Origin of the sequence: Rubellimicrobium thermophilum DSM 16684 (assembly GCF_000442315.1) — a bacterium.
GTDB classification, from domain to species: Bacteria; Pseudomonadota; Alphaproteobacteria; order Rhodobacterales; family Rhodobacteraceae; genus Rubellimicrobium; species Rubellimicrobium thermophilum.
This window is the reverse complement of the sequence record NZ_KE557321.1, coordinates 351098-371006: the sequence shown is the minus strand read 5'-3', so window position 1 is coordinate 371006 and position 19909 is coordinate 351098. Positions and strand designations below refer to the sequence as shown.

Genomic DNA, 19909 nt, shown 5'->3' with positions numbered 1-19909 from the left:
CGCGGCGCGGCTCGCCCTTCTCCTCGGCGGACAGACGCTGATCAACGCACTCCTGCCCCCGCCCACGGCCGAGCCGCTGCCGCCCCGGGCGAGGTGTTCAGCCTCACGGCGCAGGGCAACGCCGCGCGCCTCGAACAGGCGATCCCGGTGCAGTACGGCCGGCTGCGCGTGCAGCCGGACTTCGCCGCCGCCCCCTGGGCCGAGACGGCCGGCAACGAACAGTTCCTCTACTGCCTCTACTGCCTCGGCGCGGGGGAGTACGAGATTGAGCGGATCGAGATCGGCGAGGTGCCGGTCGAGAGTTTCGGCGAGGTCGCGGTCGAGGTCGTACCGCCCGGCGGGCAGGTCACGCTGTTTCCGACCGCAGTCGACACCTCGCCCCTCGTCTCGGGGCAGGAGCTGCGCGCGCGGGCGCGCCTGTCCTATACGCGATCCGGCGCAACCCTGATCGTGACCGAAGCGCAGCACCGCCGCGCAAGCGGCCAGACGGTGCGGCTGAGCGCGGACGGCGAGCCGGAACTATTCGCCGCCATCGGCGTCATCCCGGACGACGACACCTGGACCGTGGAGGCACCGGGCTGGACCGCCGCCGCAGGCGAGATGGACGTCGACAGCGTCCTTGGCGGCGAAACCGGCTTCCCGGCCGTACCCGCGGGCGCCGTCGCGACCCGCCTCGCGGTCGATCTGATCTGGCCCGGCGGCCTCTACGCCACAGACTCGCGTGGACGGCTCGCCGAGCGCGCTACAACCGTGCGGATCGAGGCCCGCCCGATCACCGATGCGGGCAATCCGAGCGGCGACTGGGTGCTCCTCGGCGAGGCGACGCTGCGCGACAAAACCCGCACCCCGCAGCGGCGCAGCTGGGTCTGGAACGCGCCCGCGCCCGGGCAGCGCTGGGCCGTGCGGGCCTGGCGCACCGACGTCCGCTCCGCCGCCGAGACCGACGCCCACGACGTGCACTGGGGCGCGCTGCGCGGCTACCGGGCAGATCCGCAGAACTGGCCGCCGGTGACCCTGATCGCGATGCGGATGCGCGCCACCGGAAACCTCGCGCGGCAGGCCAGCCGGCAGGTCTACGTCACCGCCACCCGCAAGCTGCCGGTCTGGACCGGCAGCGGCTGGACCGCGCCGCAGCCCACCCGCTCGATCGCCTGGGCGCTCGCCGACATGGCGCGCAATGCCGATTACGGGCCCGGCCTGCCCGACGCGCGGATCGATCTCGCGGGCCTCGCGGCGCTCGATGCGCTCTGGACCGCGCGCGGCGATGTCTGCGACATTCGTCTCGCCGACGCCGGCAGCTGGTGGGACGCCGCCGGCCGCGTCGCCGCCGCGGGCCGGGCGCGGATGCTCATGCAGGGCGGGCGGCTGCGGGCCGTCCGGGACGGGCCCGACACTGTGCCCGTCGCGCTCTTCAGCCAGCATAATATCGTCGAGGGAAGCTTCTCGATCGATTGGCTGATGCCTGCACCCGGCACCGCCGATGCCGTCGAGGTGAGCTACCTCGACGCGACCACCTGGCAGCCCGAGCGGGTGATTGCCAATCTCGGCAACGCAACCCCTGTGCGCCCGGCCACGATCCGCCTGGATGCCGTCACCTCGCGCGCTCAGGCGCTGCGCGAGGGCCTCTATCACGCGGCCTGCAACCGCTACCGCCGCCGGGTGATTCACTTCGCCACCGAGATGGAGGGCTTTATCCCCGCTCCGGGCGATCTCATCGCGGTGCAGCACGACCTCGTGGGCTGGGGCGCCTCGGCCGAGGTCGTGGCCTGGAACGCCGCCGCCCGCCGGCTGACCCTCAGCGAGCCGCTCGATTGGTCGGGCGATGGTCATGTCATCGGCCTCAGACGGCGCGACGGATCGCTCGCCGGGCCGTTCGCCGCCCGCCGTGGCGCCACCGACCGCGAGGCGGTGCTGGCGGCCGACCCTGATATCACACCCGACACCGGGCAGGGGCGGCTGCGCACGCACGCAATATTCGGGCGAAGCTGGACCGAGACCGCGCGTGCCAAGGTGGCCTCCGTCCGCCCGCGCGACGCGCTGACCGTCGAGATCGAGGCCGTGGTCGAGGATCCAGCCGTGCACACGGCCGAGACCGGGCGCACGCCGCGGCCGATCCGTCCCGGCCGTCTGCCGCGCCTGCCCGACGCACCGGCGGTCACCGATCTGCGCATCAGCCTCTCGCCCGATGCGATGGCGCATCTCGCCTGGCGCCCGGCACCCGGCGCCACCCACTACGAGATCGAGATGGCCGAAGGGGCATCCGGCAGGTCGCCGCCGCCGGCTGGTCCCGCGCGGCCGAGACCGCCGCCGCCCAGATCGTGCTGCGCCCGCCCTACGGGCCGCGGACCCGGTTCCGAGTCCGCGCCATCGGCCGGTCGGCCGGTCCCTGGGTCGAGGCGCAGGCCGGCATCGCCAGGCCCGTTCTCTGGATCACCCGCGAGGACGACGGCCTCGAATACGTCTGGACCCGTCGCCGCGGTCAGGTCGTCTGGAACACCCTCACCGATGTCGTCTGGACCTATCTCGGAGACCCCGTATGACCACGCTTCCCGCCGCCGCCGCGTTCCAGACCGAGCCGATGGATGCGCTATCTCTCTCTAATGCATTGGTGCAGATGAGAGATTTTGTCGCGGACACGCTCGGCACCGACAGTACCCAGGCGGCCGCGCTTGCAGCCCTCGGGACACTCGGCAGCGGCGTGCGCGCGCTGTCGGCGAACGCCACGCTGACCGCGGCCGACCGCGGGCAGATCGTCGTCGTGGCAGCAAACGGGGTCACGGTGACCCTTCCCTCCACGGCGGATGTGCCCGACGGATGGTTCGTCGTGATCGCTTGCGAGGTCGCCTCCGCGACCGTGGCCCCGCAGGGGACCGACGTGATCGGCAACGCGGCAACGTCGGTCGCGCTGGGGGCCAATCACGCAACGATCCTCGTGCGCACAGAAGAGGGCCGTTTCGTGCCGATCGGCGTGGCCGGCGGCGTCGGCGTCGGGCTTCTCGACGGCAGCGCCGCCGCCCCGGCGCTGACCTGGCAGAGCGACCTCGATACCGGCCTCTGGCGCCCCGGGCCCGACCGGATCGGCATCGCCACCGGCGGGGCAGAGCGTCTGCGGGTGACAAACACGGGCGTCGAGATCACCGGGCAGGTTTCGGTTTCATCGCCGGCGGTGCTGTTCACGCATGCCGGTGCGGGGCATCAGGTGAAGGTGAACAAGGCGGCGGCGTCTGACACGGCCAGTCTGCTGTTCCAGACCGGCTGGTCCGGCCGGGCGGAGATGGGAACGGCGGGGTCGGACGACTTTGCCATCAAGGTCAGCGCGGACGGGTCGTCCTGGGCGACGGCGCTGTCGATTGCCGGATCGACGGGGGCGGTGGCGCTGGCCTCTGGGGTCACCATCGGGGGGCAGCTGGCCTTTCATCGCGGCAATCTGCTGGGTTCGGTGTCCCAGTCCGGCGGGGTGCCCACGGGGGCGGTGATCGAACGGGGCAGCAACAGCAACGGGGACTATGTGCGCTATGCCGATGGCACCCAGATCTGCTGGCAACGTATCGTGACGACCGAGGGGCTGACGGACAACCCGCACACGAATTTGTGGGTCAGCCCGGCGGATATCACCTGGACCTTTCCGGCGGCGTTCAGCGTGCCGCCTGCGGTTACGATTACGGGCACCCGGTCGGACCGCTATGGGGGCTGTTTCCTGCGGGGTGCCGCGACAACGACGTCGCAGGCCTATCGCAACTGGGCGACGGTCATGACGAGTGCGGGGGTGAACCTTCCGCACAGCCGCATGGCGATCGGCCGCTGGTTCTGAGGGGGGGTGTCATGATCATCACGCTGGTTCCGGTTCGGATGGACAGCACGCTGACGCTGATCCGCGAAGGGGAAACCCTGATCATCAACGGCGAGAGGGTGGATCTGTCGGCCGCGGCCGAAGGGGCGCCGCTTGATCTGTCGCAGCGGGACGAAGCGGGGGATGTGGTGGTGCCGCATCCCTGGATCATCGGCCCGGTGGAGCGGCGGGAGGGCGGCTGCGTCTGTCGGTGTTGCTGCCCCATGGGCGGAGGCGCCGGAGGCGGTGCGCTTTCCGCCCCCTTCTGCTGGAGGCGGACGGCCCCGTCCCCCTGCCCGGCCGGCCGGAGGAGGAGGGGGACAGTCCTTAGATCTACCTGAAGTTGAAGCCATGCATGCAGAGCAAAGCCGCGAAAGGGATGGGGCTGATGCTGGGGCAGATCATCCGGAAGGGCTGTCGGAAGAACAAAAAATCATTGTTTGAACGGCACTTGAACGGTTTACACGGTTCTTGAATGAAGCCGTTCAAACGGCTGGGATTGCCATAAATATGGCAGCGGACCTGCCATCTCATCTGTCAAAATGCTGCATCGCAGCAATGCCATAGTTGCTTGATTTATCGTCTATTCCCGGATTTTCCTGTTTCTTCCCTCATAGCCACTTCAACTGTCACCTCACACCGGCGCCACCGGTGCCACGGGCACGCAGATGCCTCTCCAGGCGGCGCAGCATCAGGCTCAGGCCGATGGTCATGGTCAGGTAGATCAGGGCGACGACGTTGTAGGTCTCGAAATAGCGGAAATTGCCGGCGGCCGTGACCTTGCCGAGCTGGGTGACATCCGTCACCCCCAGGACGCTCACCAGCGAGCTGTCCTTGACCATGGCGACGAAATCGTTGCCGAGGGCGGGCAGGATCGTGCGGAAGGCCTGCGGCAGGACGATCAGGCGGAAGCGCTGCGCCGCGGACAGGCCCAGCGCCTTGGCGGCCTCGATCTGGCCGTGATCGACGGACTGGATTCCGGCGCGGAAGATCTCCGCGAGGAAGGCGGAGTAGGCGAGGGTCAGGGCGATCACCGCCCTCCACAGGAGCGGAAAGTCCCGCGGCCGCAGGGGCGAGAGGCCCAGCGCCTCGGCGATCCGGTTCCACCCCGCGACCAGCGCCGGGGCCAGCACGAAGGCGACATAGAGCAACAGCACGATGATCGGCACCCCGCGCATGACCTCGATGTAGAGGCGCGCGGCCTGCCGCAGGAGGAGGCGGCGCGACAGCCCCATCAGGGCCAGGCCCAGGCCCATCGCGCAGGCCGCCGCATAGGCCACGACCGCGACCAGGGCCGTGATGACGATCCCGCGCGACAGCTTGCCCAGCACATCGCGGTAGATGTCATCCGACAGGACTTCACAGAACAGCCACAGGCCCGTCGCCACGACGACGACGAGCCACCAGGGAAAGTCCTTGTCGGCGGGTGCGGGGGTCAAGGGACGGGCTTACTGCCCCATCGCATAGTCCACGAACCACCGCTGGTTCAGCGCATCGAGCGTGCCATCGGCACGCATCGATTCGATGGCGGCGTTGATGGGCTCCACAAGGTCGCTGCCCTTGGGGAAGATGAAGCCGAACTCCTCGGTGCCAAGCGGCTCGCCGATGATCTTGAGCCCCCCGTCCGAGGCCGCGACATAGGCCTGTGCGGCAGCCGAATCCGACAGGACGAGGTCCACATCGCCCGTGCGCAGCGCCTCGAGTCCGGCGCCGAAGGTCTCGAACTTGACGACGCGCGGGTTGGCCTCGTCGCCGTCGAGGATCTCGTAGACCGTGACATAGAAGGGCGTCGTGCCCGGCTGGGCCGCGGCGAGCAGATCCGGATTGGCGGCGAAGGAGGCGGCATCCGTGAAGCGATCCTCGTCCCCGCGGACGATCATGAGCATCTGCGACGTCATGTAGGGGGCCGAGAAATCGACCATCTCGCGGCGGTCCTCGCGGATGGTGATACCGGTCATGCCCATGTCGTACTGCCCCTCCGAGACGGCGGGGATCATCGCATCCCAGGAGATGTTGGCATATTCGACATTCAGGTTGAGCCGCCGGGCGATCTCGGCCATCGCATCGTATTCCCAGCCGACGGCATTCCCTTCGGCATCGATGAACTGCAGCGGGGGATAGGCGTTCTCGGTAACGACGGTGATCGTCCGCCCGCCGAGATCCGGCAGGTCCTGGGCGGCAGCGGCGGTCCCCCCGAGGGCAAGAAGGGCAGCAGCGGCGAGAAGGCGGGCGGTCATGGCGCGGTCTCCTTCGGATATGCGGGCGCGATAACGCCACGGCTTGGTGCGCTTGTCCAGCGTCCGGGGGATCCGGGGGCCGGGCAGCGGTCAGGCGCCGCGCCCGCCGCAGACCGGGCATCCGGGCCGGGGCTCGAGCGTCAGGGTGCGTGCCTCGGCCTCGAGCCCGTCATAGAGCAGGAGACGGCCGCGCAGCGGCGTGCCCGCGCCGGCGATCCACTTGACCGCCTCGAGAGCCATGATCGTGCCGATGACGCCCGGCAGGGGCCGGCGACGCCGGCTTCGGCACAGGTCGGGGCAAGGCCGGGGGCCGGCGCCTCGGGGAAGATGCAGGCACGGCAGGGGCCGCCGCCGGCGGGATGCCACAGGGCGACCTGTCCTTCCCATTGCGACAGGGCCCCCTGGATCAGCGGGCGGCCAGCGGCAACGGCAGCCTCGTTGCACAGGGCATGCGCGGCCCAGCCGTCGGTGCCGTCGAGGATCAGGTCATAATCGGCGAACAGCCGCGCGGCGATGCCGGGTTCGAGGGGGCGCCGATAGGTCAGCACGCGCACATGGGGGATTGAGGGCCGCGACCGCATCCGCAGCCGACTGCACCTTGGGCCGGCCGATATCCTCGCTGCGGTGGATCACCTGCCTCTGGAGATTGGAGGTCTCGACCTCCTCGGGATCGATCACGCCGAGACGGCCGACGCCCGCCGCGGCCAGATAGAGAAGCGCGGGCGCGCCGAGCCCCCCTGCCCCCACGACCAGGACGGCCGCTTCGCGCAGGCGGCGCTGGCCGGCTCCGCCGATCTCGCGCAGGGCGATATGGCGGGCATAGCGGGAGATTTCCTCGTCCCCGAGCGCGCCGGACCGGACGGGAGGCGGTGTCTGGACGGCATCGGCGCGGGCCCTGATGCGCCGGAGGATCTGCCAGTAGGCCCAGCCGGTCGCCGTCAGGCCCAGCAGCAGCAGCCACAGGCCCGGCTCGCCGCCTGTCGCTTCGCGCAGGGGATGTCCGTCGGGCAGCGCGACCTGCAGCATCAGCACCGCTGTCAGCAGCAGCCCGATCATCAGCAGGCGGGCCTGCCGGGCCACTCCCATGGCAGCACCGATGCCCCAGATGACCCCCCCCCATGGCCAGGACCAGGATCATGCCGCCCCCGTCGAGCCGAAGCCTCCCGTGCCGCGGGCCGTCGGTTCCGGCCTGCCGGGGACGAAATCCGCCCGGGCGACGGGCGCCACCACGAGCTGCGCGATGCGCTCTCCATGGGCCAGGGTGACGGGATCGTCCCCGGCGTTCCACAACAGCACCATCACCTCGCCGCGGAAATCGCTGTCGATGGTGCCGGGGGCATTGGGGATGCACAGACCCGTCCGCCGCGCCAGCCCCGAGCGCATCCGGACCTGCCCTTCCCATCCTTCGGGGATGGCGAGGCAAAGGCCCGTCGGCACGGCGATGCGGGCGCCGGGGGGGATGGTCAGACCGCCCTGCCGCAGCTCCTGCGGCAGATTCGCGCGCAGATCCGCGCCAGCCGAGCCGGAGGTTGCGTAGGATGGCAGGGGCACCGAGCGATCGGCCCCCGGGGTCCAGTCGCACAGGATCCGCGGCCTCACCCCAGCGCCTCCGCGATACGCAGGGCCAGACGGCGCGCCACGGCCTCCTTGCCCATGCGGGGCCAGGCTTCCTCGCCCTCGCCGGTGATCAGCGTGACGGCATTCTCCCCGCCGCCCATGATCCCCGTCCCGGGCGAAACATCATTGGCGAGGATCCAGTCACAGCCCTTGGCCCGGCGCTTGGCACGGGCATGATCGAGGATGGATTCGGTCTCGGCGGCAAAGCCGACCACAAGACGGGGCCGCCCCTCCTCCAGCCGGGACAGGGTGGCGAGAATGTCGGGATTGGGCGCCAGGGTCAGCACCGGCGCCGCGCCGTTGCCCTTCTTGATCTTCTGTCCGGAGGCCTGCGCGACACGCCAGTCGGCCACGGCGGCCACCATCACCGCGGCATCGGCAGGCAGGGCGGCGCGCACGGCCGCGAGCATCTGATCCGCCGTCTCGACAGCCACCACATCGACGCCCTCGGGCGGCGGCACGATGGCCGGACCTGTGACGAAGGTGACTCGTGCGCCCAGATCGCGCAGCGCCGCCCCGATCGCCGTTCCCTGCGCACCGGAGGAGCGGTTGGCGATATAGCGCACGGGATCGATGGGTTCATGCGTGGGGCCGGAGGTGACCAGCACATGCCGCCCGGCCAGGGGCCGCGCGCCGGCAGGCGGATCGGAGGCCATGACGGCCGGCGCACGACCCAGCTCTGCCTCGATCGCGGCCAGGATCTCGGCCGGTTCGGCCATGCGCCCAGGCCCGTATTCGCCGCAGGCCATCTCGCCCTCATTCGGCCCCACGAAGCGCACCCCGTCCGCGCGCAGCCTCTCGCGGTTGCGCCGGGTCGCGGGATGCTCCCACATGCGGACATTCATGGCGGGGGCCATCAGCACCGGCTTGTCGGTGGCCAGAAGGAGCGTCGAGGCCAGATCGGGGGCAAGGCCCTGCGCCGCCTTGGCCATGAGATCGGCGGTGGCGGGCGCCACGACGATCAGATCGGCCGCGCGGGACAGCTGGATATGCCCCATCTGCGCTTCGGCAGTCAGATCCCAGAGCGTCGTCTGCACCTCGGCTCCGGCGAGGGCCGCCACGGCCATGGGGGTGACGAACTGATGCGCGGCCTCGGTCAGCACGGGGGTCACGCGCGCGCCGCGCTCGCGCAGGCGGCGGATCAGGTCAAGCGTCTTGTAGGCCGCGATGCCGCCCCCGATGACCAGAAGGATGTGCCGCCTCTCCAGCATGGCCGGACCATCCGCGGAAGCCGAGGGGGAGTCAACGCGGCAGGAGCAGCCGGAGGCGCGAACCGCTCAGCCGAGAAAGACCCGGACCTCGCGCGACTGTGCCTCGAGACAGCGGCGCATCTTGCCGAAGGCTGCCGCCTCGAGCTGGCGCACCCTCTCCTTGGACAGGCCGAGCTCGTCCCCAAGCGATTCGAGCGTGCGCGGATCGTCCCGCAGCTTGCGCTCGCGGACGATGAAGCGCTCGCGCTCGTTCAGGGCGGAAAGGGCAGTCGCCAGCCACTGGCGCAGCGTTTCGGTATCGTGATCGGCCTCGACCCGCTCGGCCGCCTGCGGGCTGTCGTCCTCGAGCGCCTCGATCCATTCGCGCCCTTCTTCCTCGGCAGACTGGGTGGCATTGAGCGAATAGTCGGATCCGGCCAGACGCCCTTCCATCATCTCGACATCGGCCAGCGGCACGCCGACCTCGCGGGCGATCAGGCGCCGCACCTCATGGGGGGGCAGTTCGATCCCCTGCGCCTGGGCCTCGCGCTCGATGCGGGCCTGGACACGGCGCATGTTGAAGAACAGCGACTTCTGGCTGCTGGTGGAGCCCGTGCGCACCATCGACCAGTTGCGCATCACATAGTCCTGGATCGAGGCCTTGATCCACCACACGGCATAGGTCGAGAAGCGCACGCCGCGGTCCGGGTCGAACTTGTCGGCTGCCTTCATCAGCCCCAGCGAGGCTTCCTGGATCAGGTCGTTCATCGGCGCGCCATAGCGACGGAACTTGCCCGCCATCGAGATGGCCAGCCGCATGTAGGCGGCGACAAGCCGGTGGAGCGCCTTTTCGTCCCGCCGGTCCCGCCATGCATAGGCAAGGCGGCGCTCCGTTTCGGCGTCCAGAAGCTCTGCCCGCATTGCGGTCCGGGAGAGATGCTGATCCGCGTAGCCGTCAAGTGCCATGATGCCTCGATCCCCCAGTCTGGCGGCGAGGGGGGCTTCTCCCCCTCGCTTGATGCCTTTACGGCTCGGAAACGAATGCCGATCATGGAAGTTCCCCCGATGAGCTTGCAAAATTTGACGCTGGTCCTAGGTGGCGCATCATCGGGGAAGTCCGCCTTCGCCGAAGGCCTTGTGGAGGCGGCCTCGCCCGCGCGTCTTTATGTCGCAACGGCAACGGTCCGCGATGCCGAGATGGGCGCCAGGGTCGCGCGGCATCGGGCGCGCCGGAGCAGCGGATGGCGCACCATCGAGGCCCCGCATGATCCCGCCGCCGCCCTGGCCGCCGTCGGTCCGGGCGAAGCGGTGCTGATCGACTGCGCCACGCTCTGGCTGAGCAACCTGATGGAGGCGGGGGCCGATCTGTGTGCTGCAGAGGACGGGCTTCTTGCCGCGCTCGCCGCCTGTCCCGCCCCGGTCGCGATCGTGTCCAGCGAAGTGGGGCTCGGCCTCGTGCCCGGAACGCCGCTCGGCCGGCGGTTCCGCGATGCCCAGGGACAGCTCAACCAGCGGCTTGCGGCACAGGCCGGCCGGGTGGTGTTCGTCGCCGCGGGCCTGCCTCTCGTGCTCAAGGGGCATCTGCCATGAGACGGCTCTGGCTTGTCCGGCATGGCCCCACGGGGGGCCGGGGGATGTGCGGCTGGACAGACCTGCCCGCCGACCTGTCGGACCAGGCCGCCCTCAACCGCCTGTCGCTGGCGCTGCCCGTCGCGCCGGTCGTCTCCTCGGATCTGGTCCGGGCGGTGGCCACCGCCGATGCGATCGCAGAGGACAGACCCCGCCTGCCCCATGAACCCGCCCTGCGGGAGATGCATTTCGGGGCCTGGGAGATGCGCCGTCATGACGAATGCGCGGCCGAAGACCCCGTTCTGGCCCATGCGCTCTGGGACGATCCCGGCCGCCATGCCCCCCCCGGCGGCGAGAGCTGGGATGACATGTCGGGGCGCGTCCTCGGCGCCATGGACCGTCTGCTGACGGCAACCGGCGGCGATCTGATCGCCGTCTGCCATTTCGGCCCGATCCTTGCCTGTCTCCAGCGCGCCCGCGGAATCCCCGCGCGCGAGGCGATGGGCCAGCGGATCGCGCCGCTCTCGCTTTCGGTGATCCGCATCGAGGGGGGGCTCTGGCAGGTCGAGGCCGCCGATCTGCGGCCGTGACAGAGCTGACAGAGCCGGAGGCACAATCCCGTTAACCGACCATTAACCTTTCTGCTTCATCCCTGCCCGGGGATGAACGGGAGGGCGGGGATGGTCGCGCTGGCCTACACGGTAGCCTTCGAGGGGGTCGAGGCCCGCCTGGTGGAGGTGCAGTGCACGGTCACGCCGGGGATTCCCGCCTTCGCCATCGTCGGCCTGCCCGACAAGGCGGTATCGGAGGCGCGCGAAAGGGTGCGCGCGGCGCTGACAGGAATGGCCATCGCCCTGCCGGCCAAGCGCATCACCGTCAATCTCTCTCCTGCGGACCTGCCCAAGGAGGGATCGCATTTCGACCTGCCCATCGCGCTTGCCCTCCTGGCGGCGCTCGACATCCTCCCGCGAGAGGAGGTCGCGCGCACCGTCGCCTTGGGCGAACTGTCCCTGGGCGGCGCACTGGTTCCCGTGCTGGGCGCTCTGCCCGCGGCCATGACGGCCGCCACAGAGGGACGCCGGCTGCTCTGCCCACGGGCCTGTGGGCCCGAAGCCGCCTGGGTGGGGGCTGCGAGGTCATTGCCGCCGCCTCGCTGCCAGAGGTCGTGCGCCATTACAGCGGCGCCCAACCCCTGGCCCCCGCACAGCCCGGCGAGGTCGTCCCCGGCGATGCGCCCCGCGACCTGCGCGACATCAAGGGGCAGGAACGGGCCAAGCGCGCGCTGGAGATCGCCGCCGCAGGGCGCCATCACCTGTTCCTCGTGGGCTCGCCCGGTTCGGGCAAGTCGATGCTGGCGGCGCGCCTGCCGGGAATCCTCCCGCCGCTCTCGCCGGCGGAGGCGCTCGAGACCTCGATGATCCACTCCCTTGCGGGGTTGCTCTCCGCAGGAGGGATCAGCCGCGGCCGCCCCTTCCGCGAGCCCCATCACACCGCCAGCATGGCCGCCATCGTCGGCGGCGGTCGCGGCGCCAGACCGGGCGAGATCAGCCTGGCCCATAACGGCGTGCTGTTCATGGACGAATTCCCCGAGTTCTCCCGGAGCGTGCTCGAGACGCTCCGCCAGCCCATCGAAACGGGCGAGGTCGTCGTGGCCCGTGCCAATGCCCATGTCCGCTATCCCTGCCGTTTCCTGCTGGTGGCGGCAGCCAATCCCTGCCGCTGCGGCTTTCTGGCCGAACCGGCCCGGGCCTGCGGGCGGGCTCCTCTCTGCGGCGAGGACTACATGGGCCGTCTGTCGGGTCCGCTGATGGACCGCTTCGACCTGCGGGTGGAGGTGCCGCCCGTCGCCTTCCAGGATCTGGACCTGCCCGCCTCGGGCGAGGCGTCGGCCGATGTCGCCGCGCGCGTTGCCCGGGCCCGCGCCGTGCAGGCCCGCCGCTATGCGGGGATCGAGGGGGTGCGCCTGAATGCCGAAGCCGAAGGAAAGCTGCTCGAGGAGATCGCGGAGCCGGACGCGGAAGGTCGCGAGCTGATCGGCAAGGTCGCCGCCCGCATCGGCCTGAGCGCGCGCGGCTATCACTGCATCCTGCGCGTGGCCCGCACCATTGCCGATCTCGACGGGTCCGAGCGCGTCCGCCGCCCGCATCTGGCCGAGGCCGTCAGCTACCGGCTTGTCCTCTCGAAGGCGGCCTGAAGGAAGGCCGCCGCCTCGCGCAGTGTCGCACGCGCCTCGGGGACCCATCCGTCCAGCATCGGCCAGTCATGCGGCGCCCCCGCCTGCACCAGAAGCCTCACCAGGCCCCCTTCCTCCCGCAGCCGTCCGGCCATGCGTTCGGCATCCGAGCGCAGCGCCTCGCCGCTGCCCACGGCGATGAAGACCGGGGGCGGGTGGGGAAAGCGGGCGAAGAGGGGCGAGGCGCGAGGATCCGACGCCTCGGCGCCGCAGAGATAGCGTTCCACCACCTCCGGAATGCGCGCCACGGGAATCAGGGCATCATGCGGCCCATGAACGACCAGGCTTTCGCCCGAAAGTGTCAGGTCGCACCAGGGCGAAAAGGCAAGGAGCGCGGCCGGCCTCTCTCCCCGCGCAAGCCGTGCCGCCAGAAGCCCCAGCGCCAGTCCTCCGCCCGCGCTGTCGCCGCCCAGCGCGATCTGCGCCGGCCGGTAGCCCAGGGTCCGCAGGCCGTCCCAGGCTGCCTGTGCATCCTCGAAGGCGGCCGGAAAGGGGGCCTGCTGCAGCAGCCGGTAGTCGGGTGCGACAACCTCGGTGCGGGAGAGCTGTGCAAGCCGTGCAAGCATCGCCCGATGCGTGGTCGCGCTGCCCGACAGATACGCCCCGCCATGAAACCACAGCAGCACCCGCCCCTCTGTCACCGGGCCGGCCGCGATCCAGTGACAGGGCACATGGCCGAGCCTGCGGGGAATGGCGCGTGTATCGGGCGGCGGACGCAGGAGGAGGCGGGCCCAGCGTTCGAAGCTGGCGGCAGCCTGCTCGGGTGTCCGGGTCCGGGCCAGGGCCGGCCGTGCCAGCCACCGCATCAGGGCCGCGGCAAGGCGAAGGCGTCGGCTCACCCCACCGGCCTCAGCCGCCCCGGCGCCGCCGCTCCACTGCCTCCCAGATCAGGCGTGCGGCATTCGTCCCCTCGAAGCGCTCCAGTTCCTGGATGCCGGTGGGCGAGGTCACGTTGATCTCGGTCAGCCAGTCGCCGATCACATCGATCCCGACGAAGATCAGGCCCTTCTCGCGCAGCACGGGGCCGATGCGCGCGCAGATGGCACGGTCGCGCTCGGTCAGCGGAGCCGGCTCGGGCCGGCCGCCCACATGCATGTTGGAACGTGTCTCTCCCGCGGCCGGCACGCGGTTGATCGCGCCGACCGGCTCGCCATCCACCAGGATCACGCGCTTGTCCCCGCTGCGCACCTCGGGAAGGTATTTCTGCACGATGATCGGCTCGCGCGACATCGAGGTGAACAGCTCGAACAGGGAGGCGAGGTTGCCGTCGTCCATCGCCAGCTTGAACACCCCGGCGCCGCCGTTGCCATAGAGCGGCTTGAGGATGATGTCGCCGTGGCGTTCACGGAAGGCGCGCAGTGTGGCCAGATCGCGGGCAATCGCCGTGGGCGGGGTCAGATCGGGAAACCGCAGCACGAGAAGCTTTTCGGGCGCGTTGCGCACCGAAACGGGATCGTTCACCACCAGCGTGTGGGGATGGATCATTTCCAGCAGGTGGGTCGTGGTGATGTAGCCCATGTCGAAGGGGGGATCCTGCCGCAGCCAGACCACATCCATCGTCGAGAGGTCCACCACCTCCTCGGGGCCGAATGTGACATGGTTCCCCCGGATGCGGCGCAGCTCCATGAAGGCGCCGCGCGCCATCACGCGGCCTTCCTGATAGCTCAGGCCGTCCGGCGTGTAGTGGAACAGCCGGTGCCCCCGCTCCTGCGCCTCGATCGCGAGGCGGAAGGTCGAATCGGCGTCGATGTTCACGCCGGTGATGGGATCCATCTGGAACGCGACATTCAGGCCCATGCGCCCCTCCGCTGTCACGAGGGCGTTCATGGCCCAGCCCGCGCGCCGCGGCAAGGCGGAGCGCATTCGCATGGCGCGCTCACCAGTCCTCTCCCCAGGCATTCGGATACAGTTCCACGCGGCCCATGCCGTCCACGAGCGCGAGGTCGAACCGCCGCCCGGCAGGGGCACCGGCAGCGTCCTGCCCCTCGCAGAACAGGGCGAGGGCCGCACAGAGACGCTCCCTCTGGCGCTGCGACAGGCGAAGTGCCGCGGTATCATGGGTGCTGGCGCGCTTGACCTCCACCGCCACGACGGTTTCCCCGTCCTGCACCACGAGGTCGATCTCGCCCGCCGCCGAGCGCCAGCGCCGGGCGAGGACCCTGCAGCCGCGCCCCATGTAGTGGAGCGCGACGGCCTCCTCGGCCATCTCACCGCCGCGCCGGTTCGCCGCCCCCCGTTCGGCGCGGGGCCGCGCCGGCATGCGGGCGGTCCGTTGCGTGCGATCCACGGCCTCAGCCCTCCTCCCCCCGGCCTTCATCCCGCAGCGCCAGCGCCAGACGGTAGACCTCGCTGCGCGGCAGGCCGAGAGCGCCCGCCACCGCCGTGGCCGCGTCCTTCAGGCGCATCGTCTCCATCGCCTTGCGCAGACGGGCATGAACCTCCCCCGGCCCCGGCCGGGCCGGGCCGCCACGGGCGATCACCAGGACGATCTCGCCCCGCGGCGCCTCCACCTCCAGCCCCTCCCGGATCGATTGCAGGGTTCCGCGCCGCACCTCCTCGAAGCGCTTGGTCAGTTCGCGGCAGAGCGCCGCCTCGCGGTCGCCGAGGATGTCGGCCAGATCCTCCAGCGTCTCGCGGACGCGCTGGGGGCTTTCATAGAGGACGAGGGTGGCCGGCACGGGAGCCAGTTCGGCGATGGCGGCGCGGCGGGCGCTGCGGGCAGCCGGCAGGAACCCCGCGAACAGGAAGCGGTCGGTCGGAAGCCCCGCCACGGCCAGCGCGGCCAGCAGGGCCGACGGTCCCGGCGCCGCCGTCACCGCCAGCCCCCGCGCGATGGCCGCCCGCGCCAGCGTGAAGCCGGGATCGGAGACCAGCGGTGTTCCCGCCTCCGAGACATAGGCGACCGAGGCGCCCCCTTCCATCGCCGCAACGAGGCGTTCGATGACCCCCTCGCCCGAATGGTCATGACAGGACACGAGACGGCGGCCCGCCAGCGGGATCCCGTGCATCTCGAGCAGGCGGCGCGCCGTGCGCGTGTCCTCGGCGGCGATCAGATCGGCCTGCGCCAGCACGTCCAGCGCGCGCAGCGTGATATCGCGCGCGGCCCCGATCGGGGTAGAGACCAGGACGAGGCCGGCGGAAAGCGGCGCGCGGTCATCTTTCATGGCTTGGAACCCCCCGGCCCGGCACCCCTATGATGGATGCCAGCGCACAGACTGGGGGAGACGCATCATGACCGCAAGCACCGTGAGCCGCCGGGGCGCATTGCGCGGCCTGACCGCCCTGGGTGTGCTGGCCCTCGCCTCGGCCTGCGCACCGGTGCCGGCGCCGGTGGAGCCGGGCGGATCGGCGGCCGCCCCCGCCCTGCGGCCCGGACAGCCGATCCCGGTCGCGCTGCTCGTGCCGGCAGGATCGACCAATCCGGCAGACGACTTCCTGGCCCGCAATCTCGAGAATGCGGCACGGCTGGCCATCGCCGACCTCTCCGGCGTGCCGGTGGATCTGCGCGTCCATGCCACGGCCGGTCAGCCCGGACAGGCCGCCGCCGCCGCCCGCACCGCGGTCGAGGAAGGCGCAGCGATCATCCTCGGCCCCGTCTATGCCGAAGAGGCCAATGCCGCAGGCGTGGCGGTGGCTGGAACAGGCGTCAACCTGCTCGCCTTCTCCAACAACCCGACCATCGCCGGCGGGAACGTCTTCATCCTCGGGCCGACCTTCCGCAACACCGCCGATCGCCTGATCCGCTACGGGCGAGGGATGGGGATCGACCGCTATCTCATCGTGCATGGCAACGACCTGCAGGGGTCCATCGGCCGCGATGCCATCCGGCAGGCCGCCGCCGCCAACCGCGCGACCGTGACCGGCGTGGAGGTCTATCCCCTGACGCAAGAGGGGATCCGCCTGGCGGCCCCGACCATCGCCGCCGCCGCCGAGGCGCAGGGGGCACAGGCGATCTTCACCACCGCCAACCCCACCGCCGATCTGCCCCTCCTGGCCTCGGATCTCCCCCTTGCGGGGCTCTCTCCCGAGGCCGTGCGCATGATCGGCCTCACCCGCTGGGATGCCACGCCCCAGATCCTTGCGCTGCCCGGGCTGCAGGGCGGCCTCTTCGCCGTCCCCGATCAGGCGATGCTGCGCGCCTTCGAGACCCGCTATCAGGCCGCCTACGGGGCGCCGCCCCACCCGCTCGCCTCCCTGGCCTATGACGGGATCGCCGCGATCGGCGCCCTTGCTGCGCGAGGCAATCCGCAGGCCCTGTCGCGCCGCGCCCTGACCCAGCCGCAGGGCTTCGAAGGCACCTCGGGCATCTTCCGCCTGCTGCCCGACGGCACCAACGAACGCGGCCTTGCGGTGGCCACCGTGCAGCGCGGACAGGTTGTCATCCTTGACCGGCCCCCCGCAGCTTTGCCGGTGCCGGCGTCTGAGGTGGAGGCCGTCGCCCCGCCGCCGCCCGCTGCCGAGGCGGCGGCAGCCCTGCCTGCGCAGGCGTCGGCCGGCCTGATCCGCCCGCCCGAGAGGCTCTGGAATGCGCCGGCCATCGAGGCCGAGCTGACGCGCGCCCTGGAGGGGAGCGATCCCAAGACCGCGCGGACCGCCGCGGCCCGGCTGCTGGGAGAGGCACAACGCTCAGGCATGGCCGTCCTCCGCGAGGCCCTCGCCGAACAGCCCTTCGCGGGGCGAGAGGTCACCCGCGCCATCGCCTGGCTGACAGACCGCGTCGTGACGGCCGCCTGGACGGTGGCGCAGCGCCTCCACCCCCGGCCTGCGGGACGGGGCGAACCCGCCCTGCTGGCCGTCGGAGGCTACGGGCGGGGGGAGATGGCGCCCTTTTTCCGATGTGGATCTGATGGTGCTGCTGCCCGAAGCAGTAGACTCGGCGGACTCGGCCCTCGTCGAGGCCTTCCTCTACCTGCTGTGGGACATCAAGCTCAAGGTCGGCCACGCCACCCGCACCCTGCCCGAAGCCCTTGCCATGGCGCGGAACGACATGACGGTGCGCACGGCGCTGCTCGAGACGCGTCTGCTGGCGGGGAAAGAACGCCTGTTCGCAGAGCTGCGCCACCGCCTGTTCAACGATATCTTCCGCGGCACGGCGCCCCAGTTCCTCGAGGCCAAGCTCGCCGAGCGGGCGGCCCGCCATACCCGTCAGGGCGGCCAGCGCTATGTCGTCGAGCCCAATGTCAAGGAAGGCAAGGGCGGGCTGCGCGACCTGCATTCGCTGTTCTGGATCGCCAAATACATCCACGGCGTGAACAGCACGGACGATCTGGCCTCCCTGGGGATCTTCACCGCCGAGGAGTTCGAGACCTTCCGCCGCGCCGAGGCCTTCCTCTGGGCGGTGCGCTGTCACCTCCATTTCATCACGGGGCGGGCGACCGATCAGCTCAGCTTCGATCTCCAGCTCGAGGTGGCGGCAGCGATGGGATACGAGGGCGGACGCGGACGACGCGCCGTCGAACGCTTCATGCAGGACTATTTCCGCCATGCCACGCGCGTCGGCGAACTGACGCGGATCCTGCTGACCGCGCTCGAGGCCGCCCATCAGAAGCCCGCCCCGATGCTGACGCGCCTGTTCGCCCGCAAGCCCCGCGCGCGCCCCCCCTATGCCATCAAGCACAACCGCCTGACCGTTGCCGACGAGGGCGCCTTCTTCGCCGATCCGCTGAACCTTCTGCGCATCTTCGAGGAAGCCCTGCGGACAGGGACCCTGCTGCATCCGGACGCGATGCGCCTGATCGCCGCCAATCTCCACCGCATCGACGACCGGCTGCGCAGCGATCCGCGCGCCAATGCCATCTTTCTCGACCTGCTGCTCAAGCATGGCAACCCGGAACGCGCCCTGCGGCGCATGAACGAGCTGGGCGTCCTCGCTGCCTTCATCCCGGAGTTCGAACCGGTCGTCGCGCTCATGCAGTTCAACATGTACCACCATTTCACGGTGGACGAACACACGATCCAGGCGATCTCGCATCTGGCGCGGATCGAACGGGGAGAGCTGGTCGAGGAGCTGCCCGTCGCCTCGGGGATCCTCAGGGCGGGGGTCAACCGGCGGGTGCTCTATGTCGCGCTGCTTCTGCATGACATCGGCAAGGGCCATGAGGGCGACCATTCCGAGACGGGGGCCGCAATCGCCCGCCGCGTCGCCCCCCGTCTGGGCCTGACGGAGCGGGAGACGGAGACGGTCGTCTGGCTTGTCCGCCATCATCTGCTGATGTCCGATGTGGCGCAGAAGCGCGACATCGCCGAACCCCGAACGGTGCGCGACTTCGCCGCCCGCGTGGGCAGCAAGGAACGGCTCGACCTGCTCACGGTGCTGACGGTCTGCGACATCCGCGGCGTCGGGCCCGGCACCTGGAACAACTGGAAGGCCATGCTGCTGCGCGCCCTCTACAAGGATGCGGAGACGGCCATCCTCGAAGGCGAGAGCGAGGAAGGACGTTCGGCCCGCGAGGAGGAAGCGCGGGCCGCACTGGCGCTGGCCCTCGCCGACTGGCCCCGCGAAGCGGTGGAGGCGGAACTCGCCCGCCATTACGGCCCCTACTGGCTGGGCCTTTCGACCGAGCAGCATGTCGTCTTTGCCCAGCTCCTGCGCGACATTCGCGACGACGAGCTGCGCATCGACATCAAGCCCGAGGACGCCCGCGACGCCACGCGCGCGGCCTTTGCCATGGTGGACCATCCGGGGCTGTTCAGCCGCATGACCGGGGCGCTGGCGCTGGCGGGGGCGAATATCCGCGATGCGCGCACCTACACCTCGCGCGATGGCTATGCCACGGCGGTCTTCTGGATCCAGGATGCCGAAGGACGCCCCTACGAGGCCGCACGCATCCCCCGCCTGCGCCAGACCATCGCCCGCACGCTCAAGGGCGAAGTCGTCGCACGCGAGGCGCTGAAGGAACGCGACAGGCTGAAGCGCCGCGAGGCCGCCTTCGAGGTGCCCACGCGCATCACCTTCGACAACGAGGCCTCCGACCTCTACACGGTGATCGAGGTGGACACGCGCGACCGGCCCGGCCTGCTCTACGATCTGACGCGCACGCTGGCGGCGGCGCATGTCTACATCGCCTCGGCCGTTGTGGCGACCTATGGCGAACAGGCGGTGGACAGCTTCTATGTCAAGGACATGTTCGGCCTGAAATTCCACAGCGAGAGCCGGCAGCGCGCGCTCGAGCGGCGCCTGCGCGAAGCGATCGAACAGGGCGCCGCACGGGCCCGGGCGTAATTCGCCCGCGGC

At 70.5% G+C, this 19909-nt stretch carries 14 protein-coding genes and 4 pseudogenes; 8 read left to right on the top strand and 10 right to left on the bottom strand.

What is annotated here, in order from left to right:
* Nucleotides 1-93 precede the first annotated feature (93 nt).
* The 3 genes from RUTHE_RS09590 to RUTHE_RS09580 are packed head-to-tail and all read left to right on the top strand — an operon-like array spanning nucleotide 94 to nucleotide 4170.
* Nucleotides 94-2601: a host specificity factor TipJ family phage tail protein gene (locus RUTHE_RS09590; protein WP_021098191.1), complete on the top strand. Its 2508-nt coding sequence runs from the start codon at nucleotides 94-96 to the stop codon at nucleotides 2599-2601.
* Complete coding sequence (locus RUTHE_RS15485; RefSeq protein WP_144079646.1) at nucleotides 2537-3811, top strand: hypothetical protein; 1275 nt, start codon at nucleotides 2537-2539, stop codon at nucleotides 3809-3811. The genes RUTHE_RS09590 and RUTHE_RS15485 overlap by 65 nt, the downstream gene beginning before the upstream one ends.
* A gap of 11 nt (nucleotides 3812-3822) precedes the next feature.
* On the top strand, nucleotides 3823-4170 hold the full coding sequence (locus tag RUTHE_RS09580; RefSeq protein WP_021098189.1) for a hypothetical protein: 348 nt from the start codon (nucleotides 3823-3825) through the stop codon (nucleotides 4168-4170).
* Nucleotides 4171-4458: 288 nt separating this feature from the next.
* Here the strand turns inward: RUTHE_RS09580 and RUTHE_RS09575 are convergent, their stop codons facing one another.
* The 6 genes and pseudogenes from RUTHE_RS09575 to RUTHE_RS09550 form a co-directional block, all read right to left on the bottom strand.
* Nucleotides 4459-5268 carry an amino acid ABC transporter permease gene (locus tag RUTHE_RS09575; RefSeq protein ID WP_021098188.1) on the bottom strand — a complete coding sequence of 270 codons (810 nt, stop codon included), beginning with the start codon at nucleotides 5266-5268 and terminating at the stop codon, nucleotides 4459-4461.
* 9 nt (nucleotides 5269-5277) lie between these two features.
* On the bottom strand, nucleotides 5278-6066 hold the full coding sequence (locus RUTHE_RS09570; protein WP_021098187.1) for a transporter substrate-binding domain-containing protein: 789 nt from the start codon (nucleotides 6064-6066) through the stop codon (nucleotides 5278-5280).
* A 90-nt stretch (nucleotides 6067-6156) separates the two neighbouring features.
* Nucleotides 6157-7152 (bottom strand): annotated as a pseudogene (locus tag RUTHE_RS09565) (HesA/MoeB/ThiF family protein).
* A gap of 48 nt (nucleotides 7153-7200) precedes the next feature.
* Nucleotides 7201-7665 carry a dUTP diphosphatase gene (dut, locus tag RUTHE_RS09560; RefSeq protein WP_021098184.1) on the bottom strand — a complete coding sequence of 155 codons (465 nt, stop codon included), beginning with the start codon at nucleotides 7663-7665 and terminating at the stop codon, nucleotides 7201-7203.
* On the bottom strand, nucleotides 7662-8894 hold the full coding sequence (gene coaBC / locus RUTHE_RS09555; protein ID WP_021098183.1) for a bifunctional phosphopantothenoylcysteine decarboxylase/phosphopantothenate--cysteine ligase CoaBC: 1233 nt from the start codon (nucleotides 8892-8894) through the stop codon (nucleotides 7662-7664). Before coaBC ends, dut begins: the two co-directional genes overlap by 4 nt.
* Before the next feature lie 66 nt (nucleotides 8895-8960).
* Nucleotides 8961-9839 carry an RNA polymerase factor sigma-32 gene (locus tag RUTHE_RS09550; RefSeq protein ID WP_021098182.1) on the bottom strand — a complete coding sequence of 293 codons (879 nt, stop codon included), beginning with the start codon at nucleotides 9837-9839 and terminating at the stop codon, nucleotides 8961-8963.
* Between the two features lie 99 nt (nucleotides 9840-9938).
* On the opposite strand from RUTHE_RS09550, the gene cobU reads away from it, so the two are divergent.
* The 3 genes and pseudogenes from cobU (at nucleotide 9939) to RUTHE_RS09535 (ending at nucleotide 12636) form a co-directional block, all read left to right on the top strand.
* The gene (cobU, locus tag RUTHE_RS09545) at nucleotides 9939-10463 is read left to right on the top strand and encodes a bifunctional adenosylcobinamide kinase/adenosylcobinamide-phosphate guanylyltransferase (protein ID WP_021098181.1); all 525 of its coding nucleotides are present in this window, start codon (nucleotides 9939-9941) and stop codon (nucleotides 10461-10463) included.
* Nucleotides 10460-11032: a histidine phosphatase family protein gene (locus RUTHE_RS09540; RefSeq protein WP_021098180.1), complete on the top strand. Its 573-nt coding sequence runs from the start codon at nucleotides 10460-10462 to the stop codon at nucleotides 11030-11032. Before cobU ends, RUTHE_RS09540 begins: the two co-directional genes overlap by 4 nt.
* Nucleotides 11033-11122: 90 nt before the next feature.
* Nucleotides 11123-12636: pseudogene (locus RUTHE_RS09535) on the top strand (YifB family Mg chelatase-like AAA ATPase).
* On the opposite strand, the gene RUTHE_RS09530 reads toward RUTHE_RS09535, so the two are convergent.
* From RUTHE_RS09530 to rsmI, 4 genes are all read right to left on the bottom strand, one after another.
* Nucleotides 12606-13514: an alpha/beta hydrolase gene (locus RUTHE_RS09530; RefSeq protein ID WP_021098178.1), complete on the bottom strand. Its 909-nt coding sequence runs from the start codon at nucleotides 13512-13514 to the stop codon at nucleotides 12606-12608. The pseudogene RUTHE_RS09535 and the gene RUTHE_RS09530 sit on opposite strands and share 31 nt — an antisense overlap.
* 10 nt (nucleotides 13515-13524) lie before the next feature.
* Nucleotides 13525-14472: a glutathione synthase gene (gene gshB, locus RUTHE_RS09525; protein WP_021098177.1), complete on the bottom strand. Its 948-nt coding sequence runs from the start codon at nucleotides 14470-14472 to the stop codon at nucleotides 13525-13527.
* 79 nt (nucleotides 14473-14551) lie between these two features.
* Nucleotides 14552-14935, bottom strand: coding sequence for a YraN family protein (locus RUTHE_RS09520; protein WP_245542216.1), 384 nt, complete (start codon nucleotides 14933-14935; stop codon nucleotides 14552-14554).
* Nucleotides 14936-14966: 31 nt separating this feature from the next.
* Nucleotides 14967-15839: a 16S rRNA (cytidine(1402)-2'-O)-methyltransferase gene (gene rsmI, locus RUTHE_RS09515; RefSeq protein ID WP_021098175.1), complete on the bottom strand. Its 873-nt coding sequence runs from the start codon at nucleotides 15837-15839 to the stop codon at nucleotides 14967-14969.
* Between rsmI and RUTHE_RS17560 the strand changes: the two are divergent.
* Nucleotides 15838-16986: pseudogene (locus RUTHE_RS17560) on the top strand (ABC transporter substrate-binding protein); the annotation flags it as partial. The gene rsmI and the pseudogene RUTHE_RS17560 sit on opposite strands and share 2 nt — an antisense overlap.
* A gap of 114 nt (nucleotides 16987-17100) precedes the next feature.
* A pseudogene (locus tag RUTHE_RS09510) lies at nucleotides 17101-19897 on the top strand ([protein-PII] uridylyltransferase).
* Nucleotides 19898-19909 lie beyond the last annotated feature (12 nt).

Coding starts and splice junctions, on each gene's coding strand:
- RUTHE_RS15485 (WP_144079646.1), top strand. CDS start 2,537: ATGACCACGCTTCCCGCCGCCGCCGCGTTCCAGACCGAGCCGATGGAT.
- RUTHE_RS09580 (WP_021098189.1), top strand. CDS start 3,823: ATGATCATCACGCTGGTTCCGGTTCGGATGGACAGCACGCTGACGCTG.
- RUTHE_RS09570 (WP_021098187.1), bottom strand. CDS start 6,066: ATGACCGCCCGCCTTCTCGCCGCTGCTGCCCTTCTTGCCCTCGGGGGG.
- coaBC (WP_021098183.1), bottom strand. CDS start 8,894: ATGCTGGAGAGGCGGCACATCCTTCTGGTCATCGGGGGCGGCATCGCG.
- RUTHE_RS09550 (WP_021098182.1), bottom strand. CDS start 9,839: ATGGCACTTGACGGCTACGCGGATCAGCATCTCTCCCGGACCGCAATG.
- cobU (WP_021098181.1), top strand. CDS start 9,939: ATGAGCTTGCAAAATTTGACGCTGGTCCTAGGTGGCGCATCATCGGGG.
- RUTHE_RS09540 (WP_021098180.1), top strand. CDS start 10,460: ATGAGACGGCTCTGGCTTGTCCGGCATGGCCCCACGGGGGGCCGGGGG.
- gshB (WP_021098177.1), bottom strand. CDS start 14,472: ATGGGCCTGAATGTCGCGTTCCAGATGGATCCCATCACCGGCGTGAAC.
- RUTHE_RS09520 (WP_245542216.1), bottom strand. CDS start 14,935: ATGCCGGCGCGGCCCCGCGCCGAACGGGGGGCGGCGAACCGGCGCGGC.
- rsmI (WP_021098175.1), bottom strand. CDS start 15,839: ATGAAAGATGACCGCGCGCCGCTTTCCGCCGGCCTCGTCCTGGTCTCT.